Raw genomic sequence first — 15,103 nt, forward strand, 5'->3', positions numbered from 1 at the left:
GGGTCACACCGCCCCGCCGACCTGCGGGTGCCGCCCTCGGCGCTCGGCAACACGCCGAGCGCGTCAACTGTGACGGCGAGTCGTGCGGTCCTCATCGGAAATCCCCTGAGCGATGTTCCTGGCCTGGTCGGCGGCGGGTCGGCGATGTTCCCCGGCGGAGCCATCGCGCGTCACTCGAGTTTCGCCCACCGGCATCCGACACGCCAGAGTTTCAATGAAAAATCCCCTCTAAAATTTCGCTCCCGCGCGCCGCTCCGGAGCGGCGGCCGAGTCGTGCGACACTCGGTGTGGCAACCCCGGAGCGCTCCGGTCCGTACCGTCGAGATCCCGCGGCCGAGGGGGGCTGATTGGCGTTTCGGAAGCCGGATTCGGTACAGTCGGATCGCACACGACATCGTGGCGATCCCATCGGTGTCGTATGCCTGCGGGTGTAGTTCAATGGTAGAACCTCAGCCTTCCAAGCTGATGGTGCGGGTTCGATTCCCGTCACCCGCTCCACGGAGTATTCATCCTCGTCGGCGGCCGCCACGCCGCCGCGAGGGCCACGGGGTGTAGCGCAGCTTGGTAGCGCATCCGCTTTGGGAGCGGAGGGTCGCAGGTTCAAATCCTGTCACCCCGACTTAGAATCGAGATGAATCCCCTGGTCAGGGGGTTATTTCCCTCAAACCGCAGATCAAGCCGTGACGGCTGGATCAATCTGTATCAGTCTGTAGTAGCCTACAATCAGCGCCTACAGTCCAGCAAGGGGTCCTGATGGAGCAACGCAACGGCATCTGGCGGGAGACTCTGGAAGTCACCGCCGAGTCGCAGGCCGACCTGATCAAACGCCTCGCCGCGGTCGAGCGGCTGCTGAAGAAGATGGCCGTGGAGAAACCGAAGCCCCGCCGCGCCCGCGGGGAAGGGGCGCTGTACAAGCGCAACCGGGATGGCATGTGGGTAGGGCAAATCGAATTGCCGAAAGGCCCGGATGGCAAGCGCCGCAAATCCAAACCCGTCTACAGCAAGGACCGGGCAACGGCCGTAAAGAAACTCGGCGAGGTGAAGGACAACCATGCGAAGGGCATCGCGCAAGCCGACCAACGGCTGACAGTAAAGGCGTACCTTGAGGATTGGATCGAGAAGGTCGCGAAGCTGCGTTTGGATCCTGATGCGTGGCGGACGTATCGGTCGGCCATCACCACCCGGATCGTGCCGCCGATCGGTGGCCGGAAGCTGATCGAGCTGTCGCCGGACGACATCCGGCACATGCACAAGTGGATCCTGTCCGCCACCTACACCCGAGGCAAAGGCGAGACCGCGACCGTCAAGACTTACTCGACACGTTCGGTGCAGGAGGCGCACAACGTCCTGTCCGCGGCGCTCACCGATGCGGTGGCCGATGGCAAGGCGTACCGCAACGTGTGTGAACTCGTCGGACGACCGCAGGTGCTGTCGAAGAAGCACGGCGCGCTCACCGCTGAACAAGCCCGGAAGGTACTGCTGGCCGCGCTCGAGGATAAGGACCCATTGGTGACTCGGTGGGCGGCTGGCCTGATGCTCGGCGGCCGCCAAGGGGAACTGCTTGGCCTGCAATGGGATCGGGTGGATCTCGAGGAGGGCACGTTGGACCTGGCTTGGCAGCTGAAGTGGCTGAAGCTGAAGCCGGGCGCGAAACCCGACGACCCGAAACGATTCGATGTGCGCCCAGACTTCGAACACATCCCGCTGTGGCGCGGCGCAGCGTTGACCCGCCCGAAGACGGCATTATCGCAGCGGCTCATACCGATCCCTGCTCCGCTGGCAGCGATCCTGACCGTTCATCGCGATCGCAGCGAAACGAACCCGTGGAACCTGGTATGGGTGACCCCACCTGGGAAGCGTTGGAAGTTCGTCACGCCGGTATCGGACCTGGCTGACCGTGAAGGCTGGGCTGCGGCGCAGAAGCGCGCTGACGTGGAGCCTGTGAGCGTGCATGGGATGCGCGGCACCACAGCAACATTGCTGATGGAGGCCGGAGTGGACGCGCGGGTGATCCAAGCAATCATGGGGCACAGCGATGTGGTGACGACCCGCGGATACCAGCAAGTCAACCTCGAAGCAGCACGGAAGTCCCTCGGGAGCCTGGACGGGCTGCTCGAACTCGATTGAGCGGCGGGATGTTTGCTGAAGGCTGCGTGAGTGTAGCCAAAGTCGCGGCTTCTCGTTGGGGGGAGATGCAGGACTTGCGGTATGAATCGCCGGTCTGTACAGGCGCTTTCCATATGGCACAGGGGCTATGTGTTCATACCCGAACTGTTGCTACAGATTTGCCGCTTCGGATTAGTTCACCATAATGGAAACAATCCGAACAAATCGCACGAAACCCCTACCCGTTCTGGCCTGCGGTAACTATAGTCACAGGTTACCTACTTGATACATGAACTATCGTCCACCAGTTGATAACTGGCGGATGAAGATCAAGGGGGCAGGCCGGGCGGCTGTTGACTTAGGGGTGTGCTCATGATGCGGGACTCCAGGGCAGCGGGATCGACCGCACCGGCATGGCGTAGGGAGCAGCTCGAGCCCAGTGGCTGCGGTCCCGCGTGCGCAACGTACGTAAAATCGAAGAAACCGAGCGGTAGCGGGGGCGGTCGGGGCTCCCGTAGCCCGGGCGACCAATAGGACATCAGTCTCATGGAAGAGAGTGCGCCCTTAGCGGATTGGCATCCGCACGAGTCCGCTCTGATGCAAGCCGTGCACATCAGCATCGCCGAACCCGAAGGCAACCCGCGAACGCGCGGGGGCCGAACGACCATCGGCGTCGTCCGGATCATGCGCCACCGGATTCGCGTCGTCCCCCACCACGGGCTCACCGACCTCGGCCGACGACGACTGCGGTCTGCCGGTTGCTGGGCATGGCTGCATGGTCCACGCGGGGCGCATTGGGAATACGAAAGCGGCGTGGGATGGATCTCCGAGGTCACCGTCGCTCAAGCATCGGGATGCCTGTCGGCGTCGGAGAGCGCCACCGCGCGGGCGCCATCCGTGGCATTGCCGAATGACCAGTCATCGTCAGGGTGGGCGGCCTGACCCATCTCGGCCGCCAGCGCCGCAGGGCTTCGCAGCGCAGCTTCCGTCAACGATTCGGTGGCGATGCGCATGCGAGCCCGCACCTGGCGGCGCAGCATCGCGAACTCCTCCCCGCCGCCGGTTACTTGAAGCGCGAGCTTCTCCGCTTGCTCGGCGACGGCGTCTAGCTGCTCGATCGCACTCTGTGCGCCGGGCAGTTCCTTGCCTGCGGCTTGAAAGACTGACCACACACTCTGGACTGCGAACTCGGCGAGCACCGTGAGTTCGATCGCCAGGTCGGCGTCCGGCACGGCCGCGGGCTGGCCGACCCCGGATTGATTCAGTGGGATCGGATCGCCGCCTTCGTAGAGAATCCGCGCGGAACTCCCCGGCTCCCATTGCAGGCCGGCGTCGAGCTTCCGCAGTGTCGCGGTCCGTCCGGGCCGCCATTCCAGGTTCTCGATCTTTGTGAACGTCGTGTCGCTCGGGCCACCTAGTGCGCTGACTTCTTCCTGTGTCAGTCCCAGGGCGTCACGGCGTGCCTTCACCATCTGGCCGAAGCGGACCAGGTCGGGGTCTCCATGCGTGCCCTGTCTACTCATGCCCCAAGTAGACCCCAATTATTCGGCAAACAAAACCCCGAACCTCCGGACACAGGAATGTCCGTTGACCTGCGGTGCGTGCAAATGCAAGCACGCGTACGGCTAGCTAATGTTTGCCTCTAGATTGTCTTGTACTTCGGAGAAGTTTGCCCTAGGGTTGTGATATGGCCCCGAAGGTTGCCGACGACCGGCTCAACGAAGACAAGCGTCCGCGCGTCTCGGCTCCGCATGTCCCGCTCTCCGTTCTCCGTAAGAAGATGCGCCTGACCCTCGAAGCGGTCTGCGAACGCATCTACGAGGAGACCGGGATGCGGCCCGAGCGGGGGACGCTGTCGGCGATCGAGAACGGACATCGCGGCGCGTCCGCACAGATGATCGAGGCCCTCGCCTTGGTCTACGACATCCCCGTCTCGGCGATCGACACCCAGTACTCGCCCCGCAACCGGCAGGGGGCTGTCGAATGACCGCCTCTCGCGTCAACGTGGCTGCGCTTCAGCAGATCTCCTACAACGTCCGCCAGGCGCATCTGGCCACCGGTATTGGCGAGTCGACTCTCCGGAAGCTTGTCCGGGAGGGGCATCTCGCCGCCCGATACCTCGGGTCCACTCTGCTGATCGATGCCGAGGATCTTCAGCGGTTCTTCGCTTCGCTGCCCAGCGAGAAGCAGGTGGACCGTGACGTCGCCGCGAATCGCGGTGCGGCATGAGTACCGAGTTGATGCCGTTCACCTACGAGGGTGCGACCGTCCGCACGGTGGTGATCGACGGCGAACCGTGGTTCGTTGCCCGCGACATCTGCAACATCCTCGGCCTGCCGAATCTGTCGATGGCTATGCAGCGACTCGCGGACGACGAGAAGGGGGTCAATCGTATTGACACCCCTGGCGGACCGCAGGAGATGGCAGTCGTCAGCGAGTCGGGCATGTACGCGCTCGTGCTCCGCTCAGACAAGCCGGAGGCGGCGAGATTCCGGCGCTGGATTACCACCGAGGTCTTGCCGACGATCCGGAAGACCGGGGGCTACAACACTGCTCCCGCGCTGACCGGTCCGGAGCTGCTCGCCCATGCCGTCTTGGAAGCGCAGCAGATGATCGCGGCCAAGGATCAGCAGATCGCCGAATTGAGTGAGAAGGTCGCCGAGGACGCCCCGAAGGTCAACTACGTCGAGCTGTACGTGGCCGAGTCCGACCTTCTGAAGCTGCGTGTGATCGCGGCGAACAACGACGTCGGCGAGAACTGGTTGCGGGATCTGCTCGTGGAAAAGGGCTGGATCTACGTCGAGACTGAGTCCCGCTGGTCGGAGCGCAAGCAGTGCAAGGAGATCCGCCGCCGCTACTCGGCGTATGCGCACAAGCGGCAGTACTTCCGGCCGGTCGAGGTGCATGAGGCTCCCCGGTTCCGCGGTGAGGTCATGCACACGTTGAAGGTGACCCCGGCTGGTGCTGAGGCTATCGCGCGCCTGGTCGAGCGGGAGCGTGCGGCATGAGGGCTCAATTCGTTTGGCGTCTGGTGGTCGATTCCTGGCCGACTGAGAACGGCGAGCCGTTTGCGCGCCAGGGATTCGACTACTGGGACGAGATCGCCCGCGCCTTTGAGAACAACGAGCCCGTGCCGTCGTGGCTCCCGGACCTGCGGCCGTGGCTGGCGCACGGTGACGAGTCGCCCCAGCGGGATGGCTACGCCATCGCTTATGACGATCCGCCTGACCCGCGCACCGGTTATCCCGGCTTCCCCGAGTACGTGATGAACGTGCCGTCGGCTCCGACGCGCACCTACCTGTCGCGGTCGTCGGTGGCGGGACGTCTGGCCGATCTCCTGGCTTGGGGTTGCGAAGCGCATATCGAGCGCGCGCCCATCGGTGAATGGGAGGCGTCATGATCGATGGCCCGCGCAACTTGGACTCCCTCGGCGGTCCCCATCCCCCCGCCGCCGAGGGTAGGGAGCGTCCCGGTGGCGAGGCAGGCGGCACCCCCTCAGCCGCGCCCCACCGGGACGTATCCGACCACATCGCCTACATCCGGGATCTCGCAGTGCGCGCGCTCGCGGAGTCGTTCGACGCCGACTTGCCGTGGGGCGCCAACGGTAACTGGTCGGCCTGCATCGGCAGTCGGCTCGGTGGCGATGTCGGTCGGTACTGCGCAGCGTTGCCGCCGGATTCGCTGATCGTCGTGCTGGATTCGCTGTGCACGATCGCCCTGGACCCGTGCCGCTTCGGCTCCGCCTGCGTCGATGCTGTCGGCCCGTCCCGCGGCGACTGGTGCGGTGGCTGCCTGGCCCGCGACGCCCTGTCGGCTTTGACCCCCTCAGTTCCAGAGACATCCGCTCCGGGGACTGAGGTCGCACCCTCAGCGGCGTCACGTGACGACGCTCCAGCCGCTGAGGGTGCTCCCAACTTCCCGTGATTACGGGGATCGGCCGCCGATGCCCAATCTCGACGGCCAGCGAATTCAATACGCAAGAAAAGAGTCTACCAATGCCCATCCACTCTGCCGCGTACGACCAGTACCTGGCTGAACTCCTTGCCGCCGAAGCCGATTCCGCGGACCACCGACTCGCCGAGACCGTTGCCGCGATCCAAGACGACGACAATCTGCTGAACCTGCTGTTCGCGATGTACACGCAGGACCCGAAGAACACCCGCGAGTTCGCGATCGCCGCCCATCTGCTGTCCCTCGTGTACGGGCCGGAGGCGACGGCATGAGCGAGCAGACGACGAAGCCCACGGACCCGGAATGGCTGGTCGTCCAACGCCAGATGGGCGGCTACCTCGACCCGGTCGGCGAAGACACCGCCAAGGACGTCGACTACCTGATAGCGCGGCTGCGCAGAATCCTGGACGTCAACGACCGGATCGGTTCCTTGCGCTGGCTGCCCGAGCATATCGAGGAGCTGATCACAGAGCTGCGCCCGCACGGCCGCGCCGGTGACGCCGTGTTCGCCGAGCTGAAAGCGGCCTACCCGGAGCTGTTCTGGGGCCGGTACGGCGGCACGATCATCGGCTGCCGCCAACTGTTCAGCACCGACCCCGGCGCGCCCGAACGGTGCGCCACCGCGCTCGGTCTGACCGAGGTCGAGAAGACCGAAGGTAAGCGGGATTGGCGCGGCACCTACGCCGATCTGCCGGTGCGCGTGATCGGCCACGAGGCGGTGAAGTCGTGACCACCATCTACTTCGAGGTCGACGGCGAGCCTGTTCCCGCCGATGAGTGCGACTGGGTGGTGATCGCCCCGTGCGGCTGTGAATGCTCCTGGTCTCTCGCGCGGTACTGCCACAGCGAGGACGAGGCGTGGCACAACTTCTCGCGCTCCAAGGCCGCGCGCCAGCGTGACGAGAAGCTCGGCTTCCGCATGGTGATCAAGCGGCACAAGGACATCAAGATCAGCTACAAGTGCCCGCACGCCCCGCAGTGGGGAGTGGAGCCGCGCCCGCAGCTCGACGGCCACACCTGGGCTGTGAAGGACCGTAGCCGGTCGGTGCATCTGGTGCCCCTGGTCATCGAGAAGAACGAGTCCGCGTATGAGCGGGACGAGGTGACCGCGGTCTGCCGCAAGGCGAGCGGCTACGTGTGGTCGACCCAGTGGTGGAAGATGGAGGGCCGCACAGACTGCGCCGCCTGCACGGCTTCCGCGAAGCGCCTCCTCGCCGAGGCGGTGCCGTCATGACCGAACTCTCCGGCCGCGCTGTCTTCGCCTGCATCTGCTACGCCGCGTCCCTGCCGGTGCCGTCCAAGGCTTTCGACGTCGCCCGTGTGTTGATGCTGACGCCCGAGTCGCGGTGGTTGCGGTTCCTGTCGGAGTTGATTGCCACCTACCCGGAGGGGTCGCCGGAGCACGACACCGCGACCGCGTTCCGCCGGATCATCCGCAGCGACGGGGAGGTGATCGCGGCATGACCCGCCTGCATCTGCCTCACCCGCACATCGCCGAGCGGTTCGCCGCTGTCTTTTCGTCCGCGCTGCATCGCGGGCTGTCCGCCGATGCCCTCACCACCTCCGCTGCTGTCGCCCGGTGGGCGGAGTGGCGGACACCGGATCAGTGGGAAGCAGACCAACACCACAACCACGAGGGGGAGAAGTGACATCCCACGAGCTGATCGCCGAAGGGCTCCGCGTCCAGGTCCGCCGTCTTATTCGCGAGCGCGACGAATCCCGCAAGAACTACCGGGACCTGCATGTGCGGTGCGAGGAACTGGTGGGCGAACGCGACGATGCGCGCCACGCCCTCGAAGCGAAGACCGAGCAGCACGCCGAAACGCTCAGCCGCTTGGAGCACGCCTATGAGGTGATCGAGCGAGACTCGCGTCCGCCACTCGCCTACGTCGTGGTGAAGAAGGGGCCCGACGTTCGCAGGCACGTGGAGGAGGACGCCTACTACGTCGTCAGCAACGCATCGTCGTCCCGGCAGGAATGCGAACGCATCCGCGATGTAGAAGCCCAGCACTCCCGTCCTGAGTTCGAGCTCTTCGTCGGCGAGATCCGGGAGGCATCCGATGACCGCGCCTGACTCCCTGGATCGCCGCCGCGCTATCGCCGCCCACCTCAACAAGATCCCCACCTCCTGCCCAGCCGACACACACGAGTGGGCCGAGACGGGTCGGATGGCGATCGAAGACGACTACGGCACCATCACGTTCAGCCCCCAACCGGACACCTCCAGCGGCGTCTACTGCGCGCTGGCGGCCGCGGTGCACAAGCACGGCTGCTGCTGGTGCGGGAAGTTCCGCACCGGTCTGGAGGTGTCCGATGGCCGTGCGTGAACTGCTCGAACGCCTGACGTGGCTGCTTCCGTCCGTGCGCCGTCGCTACCCCGCCACGCCTTGGCCGTGGAAGCGCTGCCACTGCGGCGATCTCGCCGACTACCGCAGCGAGATCGGCGTGAACTGGTGCTGGCCATGCAAGTACGCCATGCACGACACCTGCGAGTGCAGCCTGGGGGTGTCCGATGTCGCGTGAGCCCTGGTTCCACCAATATGAGGCCGCCGCCGAGCGCGCCGAACAGATCGAGGTCGAGGAACTGCCGGTGCACGAGCTGGCCCTCGCTGCCGCCGCGACCGTGTGGTTCCAGCACATCGCTGAGGCAACGGATCTCGGGGGTGAGGAGTGATCGCCTTGGAGATCTTCACCCGCCTGCTGATATTCGGCGCTCTCGGGTTCCTGCTGCTCGTGTTCGTCGCGATCCTCGCCGGCGTGCCGCGCGAGTACTCCGGCGCGCCAGTGGAAAACGAGGACGACGGCGAGGAGATCCCCGAAGACCCCGACCGTGCCCGGGATTGGGAGTACGCCGACGAGATCGGAGCCTGGTGATGGCTAAGAAGCCAGCACTGGCTGATGACCAGGTGCGGGAGATCCTGCTGATGGCCGTCAACCATCCGATCGCGGAGATCGCGCTGAAGTTCGACCGCCACCCGAACACGATCGACTCCATCCTGCGCGGGCGGTCCTACAAGCACATCACCATGGGCGCGCACACCGAGGTGTGCACGTGCCGCGGCTGTGTGATCAACCGGCGGCGGGAGGAGAACGAACGCCGCGGCGACGCAGCCCAACTCGAAGGCGTGTGTGTCCGCTGCGGCAACGAGACCACGGTGAGAGCCACTGCGCTGCTGCGTCGTCCCGGTCTCGTCACCTGCAACCGATGCCGCGGGAGGAAGTCATGACCGATCTGGATTGGAGGCAGCAGGCGGAGTGCCGCCGGTACCCGTCCGAGCTGTGGTTCCCCGACCACAGCAACCAGTCTCGCCCGGCGATCGAGATCTGCGTCGGCACCGAAACACGGCCCGGCTGCCCGGTGCGCCGTCAATGTGCCGCGGATGCGGTGAAGCGTGGCGAGAAGTGGGCCATTGTGGCCGGTTTCCGCTGCGGCGAGAAAAAGGAACGGGACGCGCTCGAAGCCTGGCTCGGTACCCCCGTGGTCCCAGCTCCTAAGCCACGTCATTACGTGCGCTCGGAGAACACGGGCCGCTGTGTGGACTGCCACATGCCGACCGCGTCCAGGGTCAACCGGAAACGCAACGAGGCCCGGTACGGCGGCAAGGGCCGTTGCGAGCGGTGCTATCAGGTTCTGCGCCGTGAGGAGCAGAAGGCCGACGACCCGAAGGCGCGCATCCCCGCGGACGCTGCGCGCGAGCACGCCAAATCACTGGCCGCGATGATGACGCTCGACGAGATCGTCGCCCTCGCCGGCATCTCGAAGAGCGTTCTCAACGGGCTGCTCTATGGGTTCCGGGGCAAACCGCGCCTGACCATCAGCAAGGAGGACGCCGCGAAGGTGTTCTCGGTCCAGGTCGGGGTGAGCGCGTGAGCGCCCGCATCGTCGTCAGCCCTGACGGCCTGTCGTTCTCCGCGCAGGACGGCAACTCCTGGACCGCCTTCGAGCCCGACCCTTCCGGCCGTGTCCGCATTACCGGCTGGGACGGCGAAGGACCTGCGGACTGGGTCGCCACTCACGGCGCCATGTACACGCCCGCCGAAATCGATGAGATGGCCGACCGCCTGAAGGCAATGGCCGCGTATGCGAGAGGGATTCGTTGACCGACTACACGATCAAACGCGACTACTGGAATCGGCCGTGGGTCTGCCAGGACGGGCAGCCTCTGCGATACGAGGACGGTAAGAAGTCGCCCGTCAACGCCGTCCCCTACACGCGGGTGTCGACGCTGGCCGAAACCTTGGACGACAAGCAAGGACTGATGGACTGGTCGGCGGCCAACGCCGCGATCGGTGTGGTGCGCAACGCGGCGATCTACGCCCAGGTAGCCCATCTGGCATCCGCGCACCGCGACCCGTGGCAAGTGCCGGAGGCGAAGAAGGCGCTCAAGCCGTTGGTGGCCCAAGCCCAGCAGGTCGCCGGCAGTGACGACGGCGCCGGAATGGGCACCGCGTTCCATGGACTCGCGGAGTTGGTGGACCAGGGCCAGGTGCCGGAGTTCGCGCCGCCCCCGCTGCGGCCATGGCTGGACGTGTACCGGGACGCCCTCGCCGACTGGGAAGTCCTCGACACCGAGGTGTTCGTGGTCGCCGACGAGGTACAGGCCGCGGGCTCCCTGGACCGGCTGCTGCGGCACCGCAAGACCGGCCGCATCGTGGTCGGGGATGTGAAGACCGGCAAGTCCGAGCCCGATTTCCCCTTGAAGACGACGATCCAGGTCGCTGTCTACGCCCGCGGGGTGCGTTACGACCAGGAGACCGGCGCCCGAACTCCGCTGCATCCGGACATCGACCTGGACCGGGGTCTGTTGATTCACGTCCCGGTGAGATCCGGGCAGCCGCGGTGCTCGCTGTACCCGCTGGACCTGGCGAAGGGCTGGGAGTTGGCGAAGGTCGCGGTGCAGGTGCGTGAGGCGCGGCGCATGCCGAAGCTGGAGGCGTTCGCATGAGACTCACGGCGCGACAGGTTGAGCAACTGCTCCGGCCCATCCATGAAAAGCGGGTCCTGAAGGACGGCAAGGGCCATTCGCACGTCTCCCAGCAGGACACGATCGCGCACCTGATTCGGGTGTTCGGGTTCTGCAACTTCGACATCGACGTACTGAACGCCGGCGTCGCGTTCGAGGAGCAGCGAGTCAACGACAGCGGGAAGCCGACCGGGCGCTGGGACGTCTGCTACCGGGCAATGGTCCGGCTGACGATCAAGGACCCCGACGGCAATGAGTTGTGCCATTACGAGGACGGATCGACGGCGACCGCGCAGAACCAAACCCGCGGTGACGCCCACGATCTCGCTTTCAAGTCCTCGATCTCCCTCGCGGTGAAGCGAGCGGCGAAGGACCTCGGCGACCAGTTCGGGCTCTCGCTGTACAACAAGGGCCAGCTCTCGGCCCTCGTCATGGCCACGCTCGTCACTCCCGACCCGGATGCCGACCCGGCCGAGGACTTGCAGGACGGCGTCGAGAAGCAGGTGTCACTCGGCAACGACGAGATCGACCGCGAGGACGGTGACGCATGACCACCATTCACCCCGAACGCCCCGCATTCCAGGCCCCCCAGGACTGGGGCACTGGGGGCGTTCGCTGGCACGACGACCGCAACTTCGAACGTCTGGTGAACGCGGACCTCCGCGACCACAAGGGCATCGGACCGCAGTACGCGATCCTGCGTCGCAAGGAGAACCGGGTCCGCTGGTTGCAGATGCTCGTCAGCATTCAGCGGTCGATCATCCAGCAGAACGCCCTCGCCAACGCCACCCTGAAGGCGCATCCCGATCGTCCTGCGCCGGGGGAACTGACTCCGCAGTCTTACCTCGACGCCAAGCGTGAGGTGGAGGAACGCAAGGGGCCGCGGGAACGCGCGCTGCGGGCGGTGAACGAACGGCTTGGTGAGGCTCGCCGGTTGATCGGCTCCGACCCGTTGTCGAACTCGACCGCCGGCCGGGTGGTGGCCTACCTCGCGGAGGTGGATCTGCTGCTGCGGGAGGGGAACGTCGACGACGCGCGGCGCAAGGTGCGGTCGCTGATGTGGAACCTCGGGTCGGGCGGCGCGGAGGTGGAGTCGTGATCGAGGACCCATTCAACCTGCTTGAGATCGATCGAGGCTTGCGCGAACTCGAATCCAGTGGTGGGCAGGCCGCCCTGGATCTGAAGAAATGGCGCGACGACCTCGCCAGGAAACGGAAGCAGTTGCGGGACGCGAAGACCAAGGCCACGTTCAACGCCCCGGACGGCACCGTTCAGATGAAGAGCGCCTACGTCGACCAGGAAACCACCGAGCTGCAATTGGAGTACGACCTCGCCGACAACCAGGCGAGGTACGGAGCCGACATGGTGGACGAGCGTAGGTCTACCCGTTCGTCGTTGCAGACGAGGGCGAAGCTGGCCGTCGAGGCGATGAAGCTGGCCGGATACGGCGGTGGGGCATGAGCGTCCATCCATCCCCCGGGAACCTGGTGCGGCAGATGCTGCCGAAGCCGGGCCCGCGGCCGAGGCGTCGCCGCGACACACGTCCCTCCGAGGATGTGCTGGATCTCGTGCGCGCCCGCTGCAAGGGACGGTGCGAGCGCTGCGCCCAACCGCTCACGGGCATTCACGGCGGCGACCCACATCACCGGAAGCCGCGCGGCGCCGGCGGAACTCGTGACCCGCGCATCAACCTGCCGTCGAACATCGTCGCGCTCTGCCGTCCCTGCCACGACTGGATCGAGTCGCAGCGCACGGCCGCGCTCAAGGACGGCTGGCTGGTCCCACGTCGGGCGAACCCGGCAAACAAGGAGATCCGGTCCCGCCTGCACGGCGTCGTGCTGCTGTCCGATGACGGCCGGATCGCGCCGATCGGGGGTGAGGCATGAGCACCTGGACCGACAGCGAACGCGACCTGCTACGCAACGTCCACCACTACCTCGGCCAGGTCCTCGCCAACCCCGCCGGCGGGATCGAGCACCTGCGCGGCGGCCACGGATCCGGCGGTGGGGCAGGGTTCACCTACGAATTCGGGTCCACCGCGATCCGCGGCCAATGGCGTGAGTGGATCCCGGAGCAGTGGAGGCCGGACGGGCGTCCTCGGCGGTGGCGGTCCGGTGCCCTGCTGCGCACCGCGACCGTCTCCTATGCCCGGCTGGAGGCGTGGGCGGACGCCCTGCCCGCCGGGGTGCGGGTGAAGGCACTCACCCATTGGCAGACCTATCCGGAGTACACGCGGGATCTGTCTGCGTTGGATCGGGTCACGCTCGCCGCGATCGAGGGGCGTCCTGCGCGGAGGCGTGGGGAGTCGATCGCCATCCCCACGTCGGAGCAGTACGCGCTGTTCGGTTCCGTCTCACCGATCGAAGGAGGGGCAGCGTGACCCCGTACTGGCAGGACGATTTGGTGACGCTGCACCACGGGGACTGCCTCGATGTGATGCGCGGAATGCCAGATGCCTCAGTCGATTCGGTGGTGTGCGATCCGCCGTACAACCTCGCGTTCATGGGCCGGGATTGGGACAGCCACGCGACGCCAGAGGGCTTCGAGCGATGGTGTGAATCCTGGGCTCGGGAATGTCTGCGTCTGCTCAAGCCTGGTGGCAGCCTTGTCGCCTTCGGCGGCACCCGTACCTATCACCGGTTGGCATGCGGCATCGAGGACGCGGGGTTCGAGATGCGCGACAGCATCGGAGAAGGCCGCGGATACCTGCTGGCGTGGGTGCACGGCTCCGGATTCCCGAAGGCTTCGACGGCACTGAAACCGGCCTGGGAACCAATCGTGCTCGCCCGTAAGCCGCTGGTCGGCACGGTCGCTCAGAACGTCACCCGCTACGGGACGGGTGCGCTGAACATCGACGGGTGCCGGGTGCCGGGCGACGAGGACGGCTCACGTAATCGCCCTCCGTCTCGGATCGGAAGCGCGAGCACCTACGCGCAGGACGAATGGACTCGAACGGCGGTTGTCACGCGGCAGGACACAACAGGTAAAGGCCGCTGGCCGACAAACGTTGTCCTCGACGAGCACCAGGCCGCCGAACTCGACCGGCAGAGCGGCACGAGCGTCAGCCGATCCGGCGGCAAGACAACAAAGGCGCTCGGCGTCATGAATGACGACGCATGGACGGCGAAGGACCTGCCGCGCACCGGGCACGACGATTCCGGCGGGGCGTCCCGGTTCTTCCCGGTGTTCAAGTACACCGCCAAGGCGGGAGCTGATGAGCGTCCGGAAGTGGACGGCGTCCGGCATCCCACCGTGAAGCCGTTGGACCTCATGCGCTGGTTGGTTCGCCTCGTGACGCCACCGAACGGTCTGGTCCTGGATCCGTTCGCCGGCAGCGGAACTACCGCGGAGGCGTGCGTTCTGGAGCACTTCCGTTGCATCGCTATCGAGCGAGAGCCGGACTATCTGCCGTTGATCAAGGCGCGTCTGTCCAAGCCGATGGAGATCGGATTCGACTTCGGGGAGGTGTCGTGAGCGCCACCTTCCGTCTCCTGACCACCAGCTCCCGCACCTGGCCCGACCCCCACGCCTTATGGGGCGCGATCGGATCGGCCATCACGAAACACCTGCCCAACGGAGGCGTGATCACGGTCGTGCACGGCGGCTGCCGCACCGGCGGCGACCATCACACGCACTTGTGGTGCCAGCAGCCGATCTGCGACCCCGGATACCAGGTGGTCGAGGAGGTGCACCCCGCGGACTGGGAGCGGTACGGCAAAGCCGCGGGCCCGATCCGCAACCAGGCGATGGTCGACTGCGGCGCCGACCTGGTGCTGGCAGCCCCGCTGCCGGGTGCGCGGTCGCTGTCGAAGGGGACGTGGGATTGCGTGGACCGGGCGCGGATCGCCGGTTTGCGGGTGGAGGTCGTGGCGCTGACGGATGCGCCTCGGGTGGCCTGGGATGAGCCGGGACTGTTCGAGATCGGGGAGATGCCGCATGGTTGCTGAATGCGTTGCGGGACTCACACATTCGTTCGAATCCGGCGGGTGTGGCGGCTCGAGATCCCAGCGAATCGCGGGTAAAATTGAGCCACAACTGAAGACGGCCCCGGGCCGACGTTTGCCGACGTCGGGTGCCCCAGGG

The 15,103-nt window shown here is 66.0% G+C and carries 28 protein-coding genes and 2 tRNA genes; 29 read left to right on the forward strand and 1 reads right to left on the reverse strand.

Translation table 11 applies throughout. The features are described 5' to 3' along the window. Positions 1 to 424 precede the first annotated feature (424 nt). The 3 genes from ACWPXK_RS29900 to ACWPXK_RS29910 all read left to right on the forward strand — a co-directional run bounded on the left by ACWPXK_RS29900 (position 425) and on the right by ACWPXK_RS29910 (position 2,127). Positions 425 to 498, forward strand: a tRNA-Gly gene (locus tag ACWPXK_RS29900). 47 nt (positions 499 to 545) lie between these two features. Further along, a tRNA-Pro gene (locus ACWPXK_RS29905) sits at positions 546 to 619 on the forward strand. Between the two features lie 134 nt (positions 620 to 753). Next, positions 754 to 2,127 carry a tyrosine-type recombinase/integrase gene (locus ACWPXK_RS29910; protein WP_454199504.1) on the forward strand — a complete coding sequence of 458 codons (1,374 nt, stop codon included), beginning with the start codon at positions 754 to 756 and terminating at the stop codon, positions 2,125 to 2,127. Positions 2,128 to 2,948: 821 nt separating this feature from the next. On the opposite strand, the gene ACWPXK_RS29915 is transcribed toward ACWPXK_RS29910, so the two are convergent. Continuing rightward, a complete protein-coding gene (locus ACWPXK_RS29915) occupies positions 2,949 to 3,629 on the reverse strand; it encodes a hypothetical protein (RefSeq protein ID WP_454199505.1) in 681 nt (226 codons plus the stop codon). A gap of 164 nt (positions 3,630 to 3,793) precedes the next feature. On the opposite strand from ACWPXK_RS29915, the gene ACWPXK_RS29920 reads away from it, so the two are divergent. The 26 genes from ACWPXK_RS29920 (at position 3,794) to ACWPXK_RS30045 (ending at position 14,967) form a co-directional block, all read left to right on the forward strand. Next, entirely contained in the window at positions 3,794 to 4,093 is a 300-nt protein-coding gene (locus ACWPXK_RS29920) for a helix-turn-helix domain-containing protein (RefSeq protein WP_454199506.1), read from the forward strand. After that, positions 4,090 to 4,335 (forward strand): helix-turn-helix domain-containing protein, encoded by a 246-nt coding sequence (locus ACWPXK_RS29925; protein ID WP_454199507.1) that lies wholly within the window; start codon positions 4,090 to 4,092, stop codon positions 4,333 to 4,335. The genes ACWPXK_RS29920 and ACWPXK_RS29925 overlap by 4 nt, the downstream gene beginning before the upstream one ends. Beyond that, positions 4,332 to 5,114 (forward strand): BRO family protein, encoded by a 783-nt coding sequence (locus ACWPXK_RS29930; protein WP_454199508.1) that lies wholly within the window; start codon positions 4,332 to 4,334, stop codon positions 5,112 to 5,114. The genes ACWPXK_RS29925 and ACWPXK_RS29930 overlap by 4 nt, the downstream gene beginning before the upstream one ends. A 23-nt stretch (positions 5,115 to 5,137) precedes the next feature. Continuing rightward, positions 5,138 to 5,506, forward strand: coding sequence for a hypothetical protein (locus ACWPXK_RS29935; protein ID WP_454199509.1), 369 nt, complete (start codon positions 5,138 to 5,140; stop codon positions 5,504 to 5,506). Continuing rightward, positions 5,503 to 6,030 (forward strand): hypothetical protein, encoded by a 528-nt coding sequence (locus ACWPXK_RS29940; RefSeq protein WP_454199510.1) that lies wholly within the window; start codon positions 5,503 to 5,505, stop codon positions 6,028 to 6,030. Before ACWPXK_RS29935 ends, ACWPXK_RS29940 begins: the two co-directional genes overlap by 4 nt. A gap of 71 nt (positions 6,031 to 6,101) precedes the next feature. Next, positions 6,102 to 6,329, forward strand: a complete 228-nt coding sequence (locus tag ACWPXK_RS29945) for a hypothetical protein (RefSeq protein WP_454199511.1) — start codon at positions 6,102 to 6,104, stop codon at positions 6,327 to 6,329. Next, positions 6,326 to 6,787, forward strand: a complete 462-nt coding sequence (locus ACWPXK_RS29950) for a hypothetical protein (protein ID WP_454199512.1) — start codon at positions 6,326 to 6,328, stop codon at positions 6,785 to 6,787. The genes ACWPXK_RS29945 and ACWPXK_RS29950 overlap by 4 nt, the downstream gene beginning before the upstream one ends. Further along, positions 6,784 to 7,290 (forward strand): hypothetical protein, encoded by a 507-nt coding sequence (locus tag ACWPXK_RS29955; protein WP_454199513.1) that lies wholly within the window; start codon positions 6,784 to 6,786, stop codon positions 7,288 to 7,290. Before ACWPXK_RS29950 ends, ACWPXK_RS29955 begins: the two co-directional genes overlap by 4 nt. Beyond that, entirely contained in the window at positions 7,287 to 7,520 is a 234-nt protein-coding gene (locus ACWPXK_RS29960; RefSeq protein WP_454199514.1) for a hypothetical protein, read from the forward strand. Before ACWPXK_RS29955 ends, ACWPXK_RS29960 begins: the two co-directional genes overlap by 4 nt. Beyond that, positions 7,517 to 7,705 (forward strand): hypothetical protein, encoded by a 189-nt coding sequence (locus ACWPXK_RS29965; protein ID WP_454199515.1) that lies wholly within the window; start codon positions 7,517 to 7,519, stop codon positions 7,703 to 7,705. Before ACWPXK_RS29960 ends, ACWPXK_RS29965 begins: the two co-directional genes overlap by 4 nt. Further along, a complete protein-coding gene (locus tag ACWPXK_RS29970) occupies positions 7,702 to 8,130 on the forward strand; it encodes a hypothetical protein (RefSeq protein WP_454199516.1) in 429 nt (142 codons plus the stop codon). The genes ACWPXK_RS29965 and ACWPXK_RS29970 overlap by 4 nt, the downstream gene beginning before the upstream one ends. After that, positions 8,117 to 8,383, forward strand: coding sequence for a hypothetical protein (locus ACWPXK_RS29975; protein ID WP_454199517.1), 267 nt, complete (start codon positions 8,117 to 8,119; stop codon positions 8,381 to 8,383). The genes ACWPXK_RS29970 and ACWPXK_RS29975 overlap by 14 nt, the downstream gene beginning before the upstream one ends. Next, entirely contained in the window at positions 8,370 to 8,579 is a 210-nt protein-coding gene (locus tag ACWPXK_RS29980) for a hypothetical protein (protein WP_454199518.1), read from the forward strand. The genes ACWPXK_RS29975 and ACWPXK_RS29980 overlap by 14 nt, the downstream gene beginning before the upstream one ends. After that, positions 8,569 to 8,730, forward strand: coding sequence for a hypothetical protein (locus ACWPXK_RS29985; RefSeq protein WP_454199519.1), 162 nt, complete (start codon positions 8,569 to 8,571; stop codon positions 8,728 to 8,730). The genes ACWPXK_RS29980 and ACWPXK_RS29985 overlap by 11 nt, the downstream gene beginning before the upstream one ends. A 5-nt stretch (positions 8,731 to 8,735) precedes the next feature. Continuing rightward, entirely contained in the window at positions 8,736 to 8,930 is a 195-nt protein-coding gene (locus ACWPXK_RS29990; RefSeq protein WP_454199520.1) for a hypothetical protein, read from the forward strand. Then, positions 8,930 to 9,283: a hypothetical protein gene (locus ACWPXK_RS29995; RefSeq protein WP_454199521.1), complete on the forward strand. Its 354-nt coding sequence runs from the start codon at positions 8,930 to 8,932 to the stop codon at positions 9,281 to 9,283. The genes ACWPXK_RS29990 and ACWPXK_RS29995 overlap by 1 nt, the downstream gene beginning before the upstream one ends. After that, a complete protein-coding gene (locus tag ACWPXK_RS30000; protein WP_454199522.1) occupies positions 9,280 to 9,927 on the forward strand; it encodes a WhiB family transcriptional regulator in 648 nt (215 codons plus the stop codon). Before ACWPXK_RS29995 ends, ACWPXK_RS30000 begins: the two co-directional genes overlap by 4 nt. Beyond that, complete coding sequence (locus tag ACWPXK_RS30005) at positions 9,924 to 10,157, forward strand: hypothetical protein (RefSeq protein ID WP_454199523.1); 234 nt, start codon at positions 9,924 to 9,926, stop codon at positions 10,155 to 10,157. The genes ACWPXK_RS30000 and ACWPXK_RS30005 overlap by 4 nt, the downstream gene beginning before the upstream one ends. Then, a complete protein-coding gene (locus ACWPXK_RS30010; RefSeq protein WP_454199524.1) occupies positions 10,154 to 11,002 on the forward strand; it encodes a PD-(D/E)XK nuclease family protein in 849 nt (282 codons plus the stop codon). The genes ACWPXK_RS30005 and ACWPXK_RS30010 overlap by 4 nt, the downstream gene beginning before the upstream one ends. Beyond that, positions 10,999 to 11,571 carry a Rad52/Rad22 family DNA repair protein gene (locus tag ACWPXK_RS30015; protein ID WP_454199525.1) on the forward strand — a complete coding sequence of 191 codons (573 nt, stop codon included), beginning with the start codon at positions 10,999 to 11,001 and terminating at the stop codon, positions 11,569 to 11,571. The genes ACWPXK_RS30010 and ACWPXK_RS30015 overlap by 4 nt, the downstream gene beginning before the upstream one ends. Continuing rightward, the gene (locus tag ACWPXK_RS30020; protein ID WP_454199526.1) at positions 11,568 to 12,119 is read left to right on the forward strand and encodes a hypothetical protein; all 552 of its coding nucleotides are present in this window, start codon (positions 11,568 to 11,570) and stop codon (positions 12,117 to 12,119) included. Before ACWPXK_RS30015 ends, ACWPXK_RS30020 begins: the two co-directional genes overlap by 4 nt. Continuing rightward, positions 12,116 to 12,481, forward strand: a complete 366-nt coding sequence (locus ACWPXK_RS30025) for a hypothetical protein (protein ID WP_454199527.1) — start codon at positions 12,116 to 12,118, stop codon at positions 12,479 to 12,481. The genes ACWPXK_RS30020 and ACWPXK_RS30025 overlap by 4 nt, the downstream gene beginning before the upstream one ends. A gap of 95 nt (positions 12,482 to 12,576) precedes the next feature. After that, positions 12,577 to 12,906 (forward strand): HNH endonuclease, encoded by a 330-nt coding sequence (locus ACWPXK_RS30030; RefSeq protein ID WP_454199528.1) that lies wholly within the window; start codon positions 12,577 to 12,579, stop codon positions 12,904 to 12,906. Beyond that, a complete protein-coding gene (locus tag ACWPXK_RS30035; RefSeq protein ID WP_454199529.1) occupies positions 12,903 to 13,400 on the forward strand; it encodes a hypothetical protein in 498 nt (165 codons plus the stop codon). Before ACWPXK_RS30030 ends, ACWPXK_RS30035 begins: the two co-directional genes overlap by 4 nt. After that, on the forward strand, positions 13,397 to 14,494 hold the full coding sequence (locus ACWPXK_RS30040; protein WP_454199530.1) for a DNA-methyltransferase: 1,098 nt from the start codon (positions 13,397 to 13,399) through the stop codon (positions 14,492 to 14,494). The genes ACWPXK_RS30035 and ACWPXK_RS30040 overlap by 4 nt, the downstream gene beginning before the upstream one ends. Then, positions 14,491 to 14,967: an SLOG family protein gene (locus tag ACWPXK_RS30045; RefSeq protein ID WP_454199531.1), complete on the forward strand. Its 477-nt coding sequence runs from the start codon at positions 14,491 to 14,493 to the stop codon at positions 14,965 to 14,967. The genes ACWPXK_RS30040 and ACWPXK_RS30045 overlap by 4 nt, the downstream gene beginning before the upstream one ends. The last annotated feature ends 136 nt before the right edge of the window (positions 14,968 to 15,103 follow it).

It is taken from the genome of Nocardia sp. Marseille-Q1738, from assembly GCF_965283145.1.